The organism is Spirabiliibacterium pneumoniae (assembly GCF_014884995.1).
Taxonomy (GTDB): Bacteria; Pseudomonadota; Gammaproteobacteria; order Enterobacterales; family Pasteurellaceae; genus Spirabiliibacterium; species Spirabiliibacterium pneumoniae.
Map to the genome: position 1 here is coordinate 207,018 of NZ_JABMII010000001.1, position 11,650 is coordinate 218,667.

18 protein-coding genes are annotated in these 11,650 nt (G+C 44.2%); 4 read left to right on the forward strand and 14 right to left on the reverse strand.

The genetic code is table 11. The features are described 5' to 3' along the window. Positions 1-2: 2 nt before the first annotated feature. The 14 genes from HPC38_RS01080 to HPC38_RS01145 all read right to left on the reverse strand — a co-directional run bounded on the left by HPC38_RS01080 (position 3) and on the right by HPC38_RS01145 (position 7,824). Positions 3-713, reverse strand: coding sequence for a hypothetical protein (locus HPC38_RS01080; protein ID WP_208119426.1), 711 nt, complete (start codon positions 711-713; stop codon positions 3-5). 93 nt (positions 714-806) lie between these two features. Next, positions 807-1,211, reverse strand: coding sequence for a gp16 family protein (locus HPC38_RS01085; RefSeq protein WP_208119427.1), 405 nt, complete (start codon positions 1,209-1,211; stop codon positions 807-809). After that, the gene (locus HPC38_RS01090) at positions 1,180-1,566 is read right to left on the reverse strand and encodes a hypothetical protein (RefSeq protein WP_208119428.1); all 387 of its coding nucleotides are present in this window, start codon (positions 1,564-1,566) and stop codon (positions 1,180-1,182) included. The genes HPC38_RS01085 and HPC38_RS01090 overlap by 32 nt, the downstream gene beginning before the upstream one ends. Further along, on the reverse strand, positions 1,559-2,026 hold the full coding sequence (locus HPC38_RS01095) for a hypothetical protein (protein WP_208119429.1): 468 nt from the start codon (positions 2,024-2,026) through the stop codon (positions 1,559-1,561). Before HPC38_RS01095 ends, HPC38_RS01090 begins: the two co-directional genes overlap by 8 nt. A 71-nt stretch (positions 2,027-2,097) precedes the next feature. Continuing rightward, positions 2,098-2,481, reverse strand: a complete 384-nt coding sequence (locus HPC38_RS01100) for a hypothetical protein (protein WP_208119430.1) — start codon at positions 2,479-2,481, stop codon at positions 2,098-2,100. Between the two features lie 71 nt (positions 2,482-2,552). Further along, positions 2,553-2,927 (reverse strand): hypothetical protein, encoded by a 375-nt coding sequence (locus tag HPC38_RS01105; protein ID WP_208119431.1) that lies wholly within the window; start codon positions 2,925-2,927, stop codon positions 2,553-2,555. A gap of 154 nt (positions 2,928-3,081) precedes the next feature. Continuing rightward, complete coding sequence (locus HPC38_RS01110; protein WP_208119432.1) at positions 3,082-3,264, reverse strand: hypothetical protein; 183 nt, start codon at positions 3,262-3,264, stop codon at positions 3,082-3,084. A gap of 1 nt (position 3,265) precedes the next feature. Further along, positions 3,266-3,883, reverse strand: coding sequence for a DUF3164 family protein (locus HPC38_RS01115; protein ID WP_208119433.1), 618 nt, complete (start codon positions 3,881-3,883; stop codon positions 3,266-3,268). Next, positions 3,876-4,094, reverse strand: coding sequence for a hypothetical protein (locus HPC38_RS01120; protein WP_208119434.1), 219 nt, complete (start codon positions 4,092-4,094; stop codon positions 3,876-3,878). The genes HPC38_RS01115 and HPC38_RS01120 overlap by 8 nt, the downstream gene beginning before the upstream one ends. Next, positions 4,095-4,289: a hypothetical protein gene (locus HPC38_RS01125; protein ID WP_208119435.1), complete on the reverse strand. Its 195-nt coding sequence runs from the start codon at positions 4,287-4,289 to the stop codon at positions 4,095-4,097. Continuing rightward, the gene (locus tag HPC38_RS01130; protein ID WP_208119436.1) at positions 4,286-4,540 is read right to left on the reverse strand and encodes a hypothetical protein; all 255 of its coding nucleotides are present in this window, start codon (positions 4,538-4,540) and stop codon (positions 4,286-4,288) included. Before HPC38_RS01130 ends, HPC38_RS01125 begins: the two co-directional genes overlap by 4 nt. A gap of 132 nt (positions 4,541-4,672) precedes the next feature. After that, on the reverse strand, positions 4,673-5,548 hold the full coding sequence (locus HPC38_RS01135) for an AAA family ATPase (RefSeq protein WP_208119437.1): 876 nt from the start codon (positions 5,546-5,548) through the stop codon (positions 4,673-4,675). Then, positions 5,549-7,510: a Mu transposase C-terminal domain-containing protein gene (locus HPC38_RS01140; protein WP_208119438.1), complete on the reverse strand. Its 1,962-nt coding sequence runs from the start codon at positions 7,508-7,510 to the stop codon at positions 5,549-5,551. Positions 7,511-7,548: 38 nt separating this feature from the next. Then, on the reverse strand, positions 7,549-7,824 hold the full coding sequence (locus HPC38_RS01145; protein ID WP_208119439.1) for a helix-turn-helix domain-containing protein: 276 nt from the start codon (positions 7,822-7,824) through the stop codon (positions 7,549-7,551). 195 nt (positions 7,825-8,019) lie between these two features. On the opposite strand from HPC38_RS01145, the gene HPC38_RS01150 reads away from it, so the two are divergent. From HPC38_RS01150 to HPC38_RS01165, 4 genes are all read left to right on the forward strand, one after another. After that, complete coding sequence (locus HPC38_RS01150; RefSeq protein WP_208119440.1) at positions 8,020-8,709, forward strand: LexA family transcriptional regulator; 690 nt, start codon at positions 8,020-8,022, stop codon at positions 8,707-8,709. Positions 8,710-8,928: 219 nt separating this feature from the next. Next, positions 8,929-9,369 carry a carboxymuconolactone decarboxylase family protein gene (locus tag HPC38_RS01155; RefSeq protein ID WP_208119441.1) on the forward strand — a complete coding sequence of 147 codons (441 nt, stop codon included), beginning with the start codon at positions 8,929-8,931 and terminating at the stop codon, positions 9,367-9,369. A 161-nt stretch (positions 9,370-9,530) separates the two neighbouring features. Next, on the forward strand, positions 9,531-10,925 hold the full coding sequence (gene fumC / locus HPC38_RS01160; RefSeq protein WP_208119442.1) for a class II fumarate hydratase: 1,395 nt from the start codon (positions 9,531-9,533) through the stop codon (positions 10,923-10,925). Between the two features lie 90 nt (positions 10,926-11,015). Then, a complete protein-coding gene (locus HPC38_RS01165) occupies positions 11,016-11,645 on the forward strand; it encodes a chalcone isomerase family protein (protein ID WP_235977548.1) in 630 nt (209 codons plus the stop codon). Positions 11,646-11,650 lie beyond the last annotated feature (5 nt).

The window sequence follows — 11,650 nt, forward strand, 5'->3', positions numbered from 1 at the left end:
TTTTAGAATTTTTCTGCTGGTCGATCGTCTATAGTCGATACCTTTAGTTTAGGGATAGAAATGTTAAGCTCAATCCAATACATCTGACCTTCAGAACTTCTAACATTCATCTCAATAAATCTAGTGTCTGCTGGTAGTTTTTCCATAATTTCCTCTTTAGAAGAGAACCGTGATTTTCCTTTTAAAAGAATAGAGTCTAGTTTAGATTTTTCCAAATAAAATAGTGTTTGCTCAGTAGATTGCTTTGATTCAAGAATATCTAATTTATCACTAACTCTATTAATTTTTTTACCTTTTTCAGCACTATCAAACATATCTTGGAAGATATTAGCTAAATCCTTGCCATCTTTAATTTGATACAGAACAAAACCAGATTTCACCAATCCTCTAAATAATCCCCAAAACTCTGAGCGACTAATTGAATATTCGGAAGGCCTTAATTTAACTGAGTTTGTTCGATCTTTATCTAACATGATCACGATATTAAAAGGAATATCATAAAGCTTTTCGTAAGCTTCAGGAGCGCATATTTTAACATCCGAATCGAATTGACAACGACCAAACATTGGAAATTTCCGCATAAAATCACTTTTATACATATCAAAGGGATACTCTTTGAATATTTTATGGTTTTCAGTGGATTGAGCTTTCCAAAACTCTGCATGGCCAATAAGGGGAAATGATAGCATCGTAACTAAGAGTAATTTTTTCATGTCAATTATACTAAAAAAGCCTCAAATGAGGCTTAACGTATCAAAATGCTAAAAATATGTCTATCTGAGCTTATTGAAAGTTTGATCAGACCATCATTTTTTCTGCTGTCGCTGATGGTACACCGAGAGCATTTGGATCACCTTTTGCAATCTCGGTACATCTAACCAATGGACAAATTGCACGCCGTAGGATTGGCGCGCAATGCCATCGGCATAGGATTGAGGTAACTTGTTCTCAGCCAAAAGTGCGGTGATTTTGGCCAGATAACGCGCTTTTTTGGCCGCAGGGCTTGGGCGTTTTTGCCCTTTCGATTGTGCGTGAAAGCCCTTTTCTTTCATCACTGCGAGCACCTGCGCGAGTTGCACGTCGGTCATCTCACGGCAGCTCACTTTGCCAACCGCACTTTGTAATAACGCACGGTAGGTATCATCATCAAGTTGCAAGGCCGTTTTGCCGATATGAATTTTAGCGATAAGTTTTTGTCTTGATGTTGCCATATAATTTCCTTCTTAGTTCATCCAATCGTGCCAAATTACGTGCAACTTGCTCATCGCTTAACTCTGGTGCAGGCAATGCCTCAACGGTTTTTCGTTTTGGCATGCGATCAATCAGCATTTTAGGGGCTGGGAAACGTTCACACTCGGCATAAAGGCGCTGAAAGCCTTTTTCAATGCGCCATTTGTCGTCTTCCTCATTCCACCCGCCATAGAGTTTGACACTCTCCAGCGCTATCACCCACACTTTTGCCGTTTTCTTAATCAGCTCCTCGGGTGGTTGATTGGGCAAGCGCATTAATATCAGTCCACCGAGCCCTTGGGCAATGGTTGCATTGAGCCAGTTTTTATTACTCATTGGCAAACTCCGCTAAATGTTGCAAGGCTTGCCCTGTTTTACTGGATAAGCGCGGTGCATTTTGCACAGGTGTAGCCAGCACTTCACTTTTGCCTTGCCATTTACTCATCACCTCCAGCAAATAGCCGTGGGATTTCAGTGGCAGACTCAAGCTGTGGCGATTTCCTAACACCACATTGAGGCTATCAACCCAGCACGCCAGTGGGGCGTCAAACACTTGTCCATTGCGTTCAATGCGCTGTGCTTGCACCATTGGCAGCAATTCACCGAGCAATTTTGCCAAGCGGTCAGCCGTCAAGGCCGACTTTTGTGGCCGAAATAGCCCCAAATAGCGCACAGCTGCCTTTCCAAAGTGCGGGTCGATAGACAATGCTGTCATCACCGCTTCACTGGCAGCATCATGTTGCAACAGCACATCTAACGACATCACCGCCCCGCACGCAGGGCACTTACATTTCATTGTCTGTCACTCCTAAACTTGGTTAAAACCCATTACTCCGCACTCTGTTGCCAAAGTGCGGTAAATGGGCTTTAGTTACACCGTTTTTTAACTTCCTCAACCTCTGCTAAAAAGGCATCACGTTCCATTAATAACCGAAATAACAAGGTTTGTATAAGTAAGCTCGCTTTATGCTCATTAACAACATCAAATGAAAGGTTCCAGTTTTCGTTTTTACCCATAAATTTAACTTTAGCTTCTGCAAGAACAGGAGCATTATCAGATGAATAATCTTCAAAAACAGAAGATACAACAGGTAAAACATCTGCAACATCTTTCATCAATTGAGATACTGTCTGCGTAAGCTCAGATGGCATATCTGATAAAACGCTTTCTTCACCTGAAGACCATGTCATCTCAGCATGTTGATTACTAAGATCAACATTGACAGACAAAACCAAAGTAAAACTTTCCATATTGATTCCTCGTTTGTTGTAAATAAAACCCATTACTCCGCACTCTGTCACCAAAGTGCGGTAAATGGGCTTTATTCACACCGTTTTTTAATTTCCTCAACTTCTGCTAAAAAGGCATCACGATCGTCTAGCAAGCGAAGCAGTAAGTTACGAACATAGCGACTTGCTTCTCTTTCGTCTGCCTTTTTACATGACACATACCAGTGATTATCATCGATAGTAAATTTGACTAAAGCCATACCATGGCCTGAAGATTGTTCAACCACGAAATCATCGAATGATGATCGTAAAAATGGCGAGACGTGGTTCACATCTTCAGCTAACTGTACAATTCTCTGTTTTAATTTAGCCGGTGCATTAAGCAAATTCTGGCTATTTTTACCAAACCATCTACAATCCAGCTCATTGCCAATAAAGACAGATAAGACCAAAGTAAAACTTTCCATATTGATTCCTCATTTTTGTTGGTTAAAAAACCATTATTCAGCCCTTTAAACGGCGTTTAAAAGGCTGTAAATAGGCTTTATTTGTGTCTGCGTAGCCAAACAAGAAAAGCAACGAACACCATATAGCCGAGAGAGAAAATCACCTCATTTGTGCTCACGACCATTCCTCCATCTCAACAACCTCAAACACGGTATGAATTTCTTTTGGTAGCGCATCTAACTTATTGCAATCAAAGTTGTCGGTTTGCTCGGCTACCGCTTCAAAATCCTCTGCGAACACTAAGAATTCAACTAGGCAGTTAGCGCGCACAATGATACGTTTTTCATTACTGCTCATATCAAATCCCCGCCATATCTAATGCAATCGCACGATATTGGTCAGTCTCCCCAATGCGTTCATATAACCGCACATAGGATTTTGAGCCGACCACTTGCACGCTTTCGCTGATGGCGTCCATGGCCTTCAGCCAGCGTGGGTCTTCAATCGCCACACGGCGCAGGGCTAAAATGCGGTTGGTGTTGAGGTTGCCTTCTTTATCCACGTCAAACGCACGCTCAATCAAGGCTTTCACTTCACTGCGTGAGCCTTCCGTCCACTCAATCAAGCACGCATCAATCAAGGCTTTTGCCGCTTGAATGCGTTCATCAAAGGCAAGATGATCATTAATGGCACGCTGAATTTTGTATTTGCCGTCAAAGCTAAACAGTGTCAGGTTGCCTTTTTTGCCACCGATAGTTGCGCCGTATTTTTCGGCAGAGAGGTCAACAAAAGCACCAATGTCGCCAAAAAGTGCGGTTTTGTAAGCTTTCATCTCCTCATGTAGTGCTTTGCCTTTTTCAATCCATTCTCGCACCAAGGCATCGCGTTCTTTGTCGATGTCTTTAATGCTACTTTCTGGGATTAATGCGCCTTTGGCATCGCGCCAGTAGCCTTGTGGGATAGTGTTGTCAGTCATGCTGTTCTCCTTCGTCACGTTCTGTTCCAATTTTGATTAATAGCAGGCGATTATTGAGTCTGTCGCCAATCCGTCTGCGGTAGGCTTTACCTGATAAATAACGTAATGTGTTTACCGTCATGTTCATCTTGGCGGATAACTCGTCCAACGTGCCGTCTGCCAAGTTTTGTTCGCCCTTGTAAACCGCATAAATTGCACGAGCACGCCCCATCTAGCACCTCCCACCCATCACTCTGTTGTAGTTTTCCATGCAGCGAATGCGGCGGATATTGGCCAACGCGCTGTCAATAAAGCGGTGATAAAGTGCTGGGTTTTTCTCGCGCACCATCTCTTTGGCTTGCTCCAGCATCACAATCACATCATCAATTTCTTGCACGCGATCGTAAGGGTCAGTGTGCTTTTTCATTGGGTTACTCCTTCATCGTGAAAATCAGTATCTGGGTAGTGCTTAAATAGCCAAGCTTCTTGTTCAGGGGTTAAATCGGGTTGAAATTCGCCGTTGTCGGCTTTCCACTCCTCATTGGCTAACGTCTTCCAGCAGGCGATGTCGTTCTCACCACAAGGCTCACTGGCTTCACTCACGCGGTCTTGACAGCCCACACCGAGCACAGCGGCCAGCACGGTGGCAGAAAGTAAATATTTCAGGCGTATCTTCATGGCTCACCCCCGTTTTACGCGTTTGGTTAACACAACAAGGCAAGGGAAACGCCCATCTTGAGAAGAAACAATGCAAATGCCTTGTGCACGCAGTTTTTCGGTGATGTCTAATAACGTTTTCATTCCAGCCTCCTAGTTAATCAACATCTCGGCATATTGGTTGATAATCGCGTTATTAATCGGTCTGCTATTCATTTCAGCGGTGCGAATAACACCGCGCATTAACTTGGTGAGCCTGCGCGCATTGCCTTTGCTCACTTGAAATAATTTCTCGTTAAATTCCGATGTTCCCAGTCCGCTTTCAGCTAACATTTCAATGTCGTCTTTCGGTAACGCATTACCAAGGTCACACAACAAACCCACTCGGCTATATAACTGCGCCAACTCGCCATATTTCCCTTTTAAGTTGATCAACAATCTCGGCATGCCTGCCAATACCACACCGCACTTCGTGATGTCGTGGATGCGGCGAATGCACTCCAAGCTCTTAACCGAGAGCAATTCCGCCTCATCAACAATAATCAAGCGTCCCTCACAGAGCTTTTGCGTAATGCGCACAAACAACTCGTGATTAGCACCTGTGTCCGCCACACCCAGCTTTTGGCACAGTGTTTTGAGCAATACTTTCGGGCTACAACTCGGCTCAACTTCCACCAACACCACATCAGGGTTTTGTTTCACATATTCTTTCAAGGCCACTGTCTTACCCAAGCCAGCTGCACCAATAATTACATTGATGTCACTTTCTACATGGGCAAAGCGAATAACATCAAGGCATTTTTTCGCCGCCAATGTCGGCACAAAGTCAGCCTTAAACCGACGCTCTACCACCTTGTCTTTTTGGCGTTGCAGTAAGCGACGTACGGCCTCATCAACCTCTTCTGTGCGCCCTGCATAAGTGCCTTTTAAGTATTGATTAATCACCGCAGTGGATTTACCCAACTCGCGAGCAACTTGTGTTTGATTAAGCCCCATGCGCTCCATATAGGCTCTTAGTTCTTCTCTCATTTATTCCCCCATAGCTTTTTTACGTTGATATTCCAGTTCCGATGGCAACATCGGGATTTTTTCAGCTTGTTGCAGCTTGATATTGTTAAAACCGCTCAATAAATCGGTGTTGTGATGCTCAATGGTGATGGTTGGGTTCAGCTCAGCTTGAATTTCTGAAATCTGCTCTTGTTTAAGTTGCATGCGGCGGTTAGCCCGCTCTTTGCGTGATTTCTCAACCAAAGTTTCAGGGAATGCAGCACGCTTATTGCCGTTCCATTCAGCCACACAAATCAGGCTACCGTCTTTGTTGCGCACCACCACAAAATTGGCGTCATGAATATCAATGCCCACAAGTACCTCTTGACCATCGACATTAATTAAATCAGGGTGGAAGTAGTCATTATTGAATACCTGCAACCAGCCACGCTGTGCCTTGCGTTTCACTTGCGGTCGGAACATGTCCCGCGCCTCAATGGCACTAACTTGTAAAATTTCCTCTTCAACCAACAATTCACGGCGTTTTTGTGCTGGGGTGCAGCCAATTTCACTATGCTTATGATGATTGTTGTACCACTCCACACCAGCCTCCACCGCGTCAATAAACGCCTGCCAGCTCGGCAATTTGCCTTTTGCCCATTTTTGCTTGTCGGTCAAAAGTGTCTTACCTTGGCGTTGTGCTTTTTCAAGGCTCACCACCGCGGTGCTGACTTTGCGCACAGTGTCTGAATCTGCGCCTGTGCCGTGATAGGTTTCAAACTGACGGGCAATGCGCAGCCCCAATGTTTTATTGATGCGCTCAATAATCCCACGCCCTTGCGGATTACCTGGAATACCTGTTTGGTGGTTAATGCCAAGGCGTGGAAAAATACCTGTAATATCACCATCCAACTGCCAGTTTTTCTCACCGCCACCATTATCAGAGTAATAAATGGCAGGGATGCCATGCCGCTCAACACCGTGGCGAATGGCATCGGCCACCGCTTTAGCATTTTCGGATAAGCTCACCGACCAGCCGACAATGAAACGGCTCGGGGCATCCATCACCAGCGTCAACTCAGGAATAAATGGGCGACCATGCTCAGGGTGAGCGACTTTCATCTTCATAGCGTGGCCATCACCCACCCACACATCGTTGGCTTTGAGTTTCGACCAGTCGCGTTTCACATAGGTGTTCAACGCACGCAGTGAGGCACCTGTCTTGCGCCCAATTTCACGCACATTGAGTGGTAATTTCGCCAACCCACGGCGCACGGTGGAAAGGGAAGGCAAGGTTTTTAGGCGTAAAGGCTGGTCGGCAAACGCCTCACAAAAATGCGCGGCATAAAGGTCATAGGCCTCTTTCACACAAATACCATTGGTGTTGCGATAAATCGCCATAAAGTCCAACAACCAACCTAACTCTTCCGCTGCTCGGGCTTGGCGCACTGCTGGGGCAAGCGTCACCAATCTCTCGGCAGGGGTTTTGCATTTGTGATAGTCCAGCACCCAACCCATCAATGTGCGAGAGGATAATGTGCGGTGACGTGATGTTTTGGCATTGGCAGTGTTAATCAATTCCATCATCTCTGTCGACACAGCATTATGCTTGGCTTGCTGACAAAGGTAATCGACCGCATTTTTACGCGTCATGCTTTGCTCTAGGTCTGATACCACAGCCACCAACGCCATGCGTGCATCGGCAATATCACGCTGCTTTTGGGTCAAACTTTCTAAAGAATGATTTTTTACTGCAGGCACATTCACTTTAGCTTTTGGCTGAGCAGTTAAGGCAAAACGCTCACGGATCTCATCTTGAATTTCCTGCGGTAAAGACGCCAAAGCATACTCAACACCGCCACCGCGACCAGAACGTTTACGACACACCCATCCTTCACGCTTTGCTTTTTCAATGATGTTTTTGGCAGTAGATGGCGCACTATTTAGTTTTAAGTTTGCGATCTCTGTCGAAGAGTAGTATTTTTTTAGTTCATTTATACTCATAAACAATACCTTTTTGTTTCATTAACCGTAAAAGTTGTTTATGATTTAAAATTATGCGTTAAAGTTGAACGATAATTCCTTTCTGCAAAGCGTCCAGCCCATATAAGTTCAGCTGGCACACCAATTGCGTCAGCAATCAGTCGTTCAACTTTGGGATAAGGTCTATCCAAGGCAGTCCGAATGGTGCTGTAACTCAATTGAGTTTCCTTGGCTAAGGCTCGCAATGTCCACCCTTGCTTTTTGAGGGCAGCAATAATATCCGCACGATGCCAATCGCTAACTGCGGTTTTTTTAGTGTTGTTTAATACGCTCATTTGTTACACCCTTTATCTACATCACTTGAGCATATTAAAGCGTAAAACTAAAACAAAAGCAAGTTAAAACTTAATAAAAATGAGCGTAAAACTTAAAACAAAAGCAAGTTTTTTCTTTAAATGAATTTTTAATAGGTAAAACAATCACTTAATTTAGTTTTTCGCGTAAACGTTAAATTTAAAGGAAAGAAAAAGATGAGCAAAGCTAAGATTTACGATCCGCTGTTTGCCGAACGCATGAAGTTTATCGCTGAAAAAGTATTCAGCAATAACAACAGCGAATTCGCCAGAGCAGTTGGCGTGGCAGTCACCTCTTTGAATAGATGGCTTATTGGTGAAGCTGATCCTTCCCGCTCAAACTTAATTCGTATCGCAGAGGTGGCCAATGTATCGCTTGAGTGGCTAGCAATGGGGATTGGGAGTAGCGACAACACCGAAAAAATGCAAGACACTGAGTTAACCTCTGATGATGGATTTGCAACAATTGATGATTGCCGTGATATTGCTATTTCTGCTGGCTATGGTCGTGAAAATGGAGATTATTCAGAGCAACAACACACTAAAATAGAAAAGGCATGGCTAGATGCTAGATGGTTGAACGCTAAAGATTGTGCTTTGTTTAGAGTGTCTGGTGACAGCATGTTCCCAACCTTGAAAGATGGCGAGGAAATCATTGTTGATCGTTCAAAACAAGAACTTAAAGACGGAAAAATCTTTGTTATCAATCGTCAAGGTGAAATGTTAGTCAAAAAAGTTCAGTTAACCCTAAATGGTGTGAAATTGCTGAGCGATAATTCTTTTTATGAGCCCATTGAGCTAGATGAAACCGATGCAGAGCACTTGAGAATCGTAGGGCAAGTAGTGCGGGGCTACAAGAATTTTTAAAAGCGTTTAAAACCCTTTTAAAAACCGATCAAACACCGTTCAAAGTATGCAAAATAAATTGCACTTTTCGCTCATTTTTGACCATTTTCAAAAATCCCTTTTTTGCATAACAACCCACCCCACAAACACAACAAAGCCCCTGTTTATGGGGCTTCTCTCAACATTTTTCGAGCCAAATTTTTTTCTTTCACTTATGCAAAATTAATCAGTACCCCACACGTGCTCGCCAACTCACCGCAAGCGCTAGCCTTTTATCAAGATGTGGGCAAACTCAATGGGCAAAATAGCCTGAATAAATTTGAATTAGAAATTGTGCAAATTACTGCTGCAGTCAATAATGGCTGCGATTTTTGTGTGGCGGGGCACAGTAAAATTGCAACGTTAATTGGTTTGCCTGAAAAGGTGCTACAAGCACTGCGTAACCGCACTTTGATCGAGGACTCCCCCAAATACCAAGCGCTGGCACAGTTTACGCAACAGCTCATTGACACGCGCGGACGCATCAGTGATGCACAATTAGCCCATTTTAAAGAGGCAGGTTATGACGATCAAAACGTGCTTGATGTGGTGATGGGCGTGGCGCTGGCAACACTGTGTAATTATGCGAACAATGTGGCGAAAACGGAAATTAACGATCAGCTTAAAGCCTTTGCACCTTAGTTTACTTTCCCGTTAAAATCAATTTTTGCTGATAATTCAGTCAGTTATGTTTTATGATCTACATCACAAAAATTGATTTTTTTCTGTTTGCTATAATTTCAATTAATCCTTTCGAGTGATACACTTAACCCACTATTTTCATTCACACTAAGGATAACATCATGGATTATCGTATCGAAAAAGACACCATGGGCGAAGTTAAAGTGCCTGCTGACAAATACTGGGGTGCACAAACTGAACGTTCTCGTAATAATTTCAAAATCGGTCCTGCCGCTTCCATGCCACATGAAATCATTGAAGCATTTGGTTATTTGAAAAAAGCTGCCGCTTATGCCAACTGTGATTTGGGCGTGTTACCCGAGGCAAAACGTGACTTAATCGGGCAAGTTTGTGATGAAATTTTAGCGGGCAAACTCGACGAGCAATTCCCGCTTGTGATTTGGCAAACTGGCTCAGGCACGCAGTCCAATATGAACGTAAACGAAGTGGTTTCACACCGCGCGCACGTTCTCAACGGCGGCAAATTGGGTGAAAAAAGCACCATTCACCCAAATGATGATGTGAATAAATCCCAATCATCTAACGACACTTACCCAACCGCGATGCACATTGCTGCCTATAAAAAAGTGGTGGAAGTAACCATTCCGTGCGTGGAGCAATTGCAAAAAACGTTGGCGAAAAAATCCCAAGATTTCAAAGACGTTGTTAAAATTGGTCGCACCCACTTGATGGATGCAACCCCGCTCACTCTTGGGCAAGAATTTTCCGCCTACGCCGCCCAATTAGCCTTTGGCTTGAAAGCCCTGAAAAACACACTCCCGCACTTAGCTGAGCTTGCCCTTGGCGGCACCGCAGTGGGCACAGGCTTAAACACGCCAAAAGGCTATGACGTGAAAGTGGCCGAATACATCGCCAAATTCACAGGCTTGCCGTTTGTGACTGCGCAAAATAAATTTGAAGCGCTGGCCACCCATGACGCGATTGTAGAAACCCACGGCGCATTGAAACAACTGGCTGTGTCGCTGTTTAAAATCGCCAACGACATCCGTTTGCTCGCCTCTGGCCCACGCAGTGGTATCGGTGAAATTTTAATTCCTGAAAATGAGCCTGGTTCGTCCATTATGCCTGGCAAAGTCAACCCAACGCAATGTGAAGCCTTGACGATGGTATGTGCACAAGTGCTTGGTAACGACACCACTATTGCCTTTGCAGGCACACAAGGTCAATTCCAATTAAATGTGTTTAAACCTGTTATGGCGGCGAATTTCTTACAATCAGCACAACTGCTCGCTGACGCTTGCGTGTCTTTCGATGAACACTGCGCCAGCGGTATTGAGCCAAACCACCCGCGCATTAAAATGCAATTGGAAAATTCATTAATGCTGGTGACCGCACTTAATACCAAAATTGGTTATGAAAATGCCGCAAAAATTGCTAAAACTGCACATAAAAATGGCACAACATTGCGCGAAGAGGCGATCAATCTTGGCTTGGTCACACCAGAGCAATTTGATGAATGGGTGCGCCCACAAGATATGGTTGGCAGCCTGAAATAAGCAAGTGTAAAACCCAATACAAGCATCTTGCTCAAATGGCGCGATTGTGGTTCAATTGCGCCAATGTTCGCTTTTAGAGGCAAAATAAGATTGAAATGGTTTAAACTACTACTGTTTTGTGCGTTGCTTGGCGTTGCGCAATCGGCTCTCGCACAGTGGATTCCACTTGGCACCGTTGATTATAAATGGGGTCCATTTCACATTTATACCATCACTTTGTTTAGTGAAGATGGGCAGTATAAAACAGGCCAACGCCCGCTAATGCTGACCTTGAAATATGCCAAACAGGTGGAGGGCAAAAATTTTGCCATCACACTGAAAAAAGAATTGGATGACATCGCCCCTGATGTGCCAAAAGAGACACGAGATCAGTGGTTTACGCAGCTTGAAAAAGCTCTGCCCGATTTTCATCCCGAAGACAGCCTAAGCTATATCGCGCTGGAAGATACAGGCTATTTCGTGCTTAACGACACCGTACTTGAGCCACAATTTAGCCCCGAATTTAACCAAGCATTTCTGGATATTTGGCTATCTGACAACAGCAGTTTTAAGCGAATGCAGGATAAGCTGTTGGGAAAGGATAAAGCACAAAATGAGGTTAAGGAAGAGCCGCAGTCCACTCAACCTGAGCCTGAACCTGTGCGCTCTGATGTGAAAGACCCAGATAACACCGAGCAGCCCTCCAATACACAGCAAGAAGTAACTAAAAGTGCGGTTTAAACCGC

Coding starts and splice junctions, on each gene's coding strand:
- HPC38_RS01080 (WP_208119426.1), bottom strand. CDS start 713: ATGAAAAAATTACTCTTAGTTACGATGCTATCATTTCCCCTTATTGGC.
- HPC38_RS01085 (WP_208119427.1), bottom strand. CDS start 1,211: ATGGCAACATCAAGACAAAAACTTATCGCTAAAATTCATATCGGCAAA.
- HPC38_RS01090 (WP_208119428.1), bottom strand. CDS start 1,566: ATGAGTAATAAAAACTGGCTCAATGCAACCATTGCCCAAGGGCTCGGT.
- HPC38_RS01095 (WP_208119429.1), bottom strand. CDS start 2,026: ATGAAATGTAAGTGCCCTGCGTGCGGGGCGGTGATGTCGTTAGATGTG.
- HPC38_RS01100 (WP_208119430.1), bottom strand. CDS start 2,481: ATGGAAAGTTTTACTTTGGTTTTGTCTGTCAATGTTGATCTTAGTAAT.
- HPC38_RS01105 (WP_208119431.1), bottom strand. CDS start 2,927: ATGGAAAGTTTTACTTTGGTCTTATCTGTCTTTATTGGCAATGAGCTG.
- HPC38_RS01110 (WP_208119432.1), bottom strand. CDS start 3,264: ATGAGCAGTAATGAAAAACGTATCATTGTGCGCGCTAACTGCCTAGTT.
- HPC38_RS01115 (WP_208119433.1), bottom strand. CDS start 3,883: ATGACTGACAACACTATCCCACAAGGCTACTGGCGCGATGCCAAAGGC.
- HPC38_RS01120 (WP_208119434.1), bottom strand. CDS start 4,094: ATGGGGCGTGCTCGTGCAATTTATGCGGTTTACAAGGGCGAACAAAAC.
- HPC38_RS01125 (WP_208119435.1), bottom strand. CDS start 4,289: ATGAAAAAGCACACTGACCCTTACGATCGCGTGCAAGAAATTGATGAT.
- HPC38_RS01130 (WP_208119436.1), bottom strand. CDS start 4,540: ATGAAGATACGCCTGAAATATTTACTTTCTGCCACCGTGCTGGCCGCT.
- HPC38_RS01135 (WP_208119437.1), bottom strand. CDS start 5,548: ATGAGAGAAGAACTAAGAGCCTATATGGAGCGCATGGGGCTTAATCAA.
- HPC38_RS01140 (WP_208119438.1), bottom strand. CDS start 7,510: ATGAGTATAAATGAACTAAAAAAATACTACTCTTCGACAGAGATCGCA.
- HPC38_RS01145 (WP_208119439.1), bottom strand. CDS start 7,824: ATGAGCGTATTAAACAACACTAAAAAAACCGCAGTTAGCGATTGGCAT.
- HPC38_RS01150 (WP_208119440.1), top strand. CDS start 8,020: ATGAGCAAAGCTAAGATTTACGATCCGCTGTTTGCCGAACGCATGAAG.
- fumC (WP_208119442.1), top strand. CDS start 9,531: ATGGATTATCGTATCGAAAAAGACACCATGGGCGAAGTTAAAGTGCCT.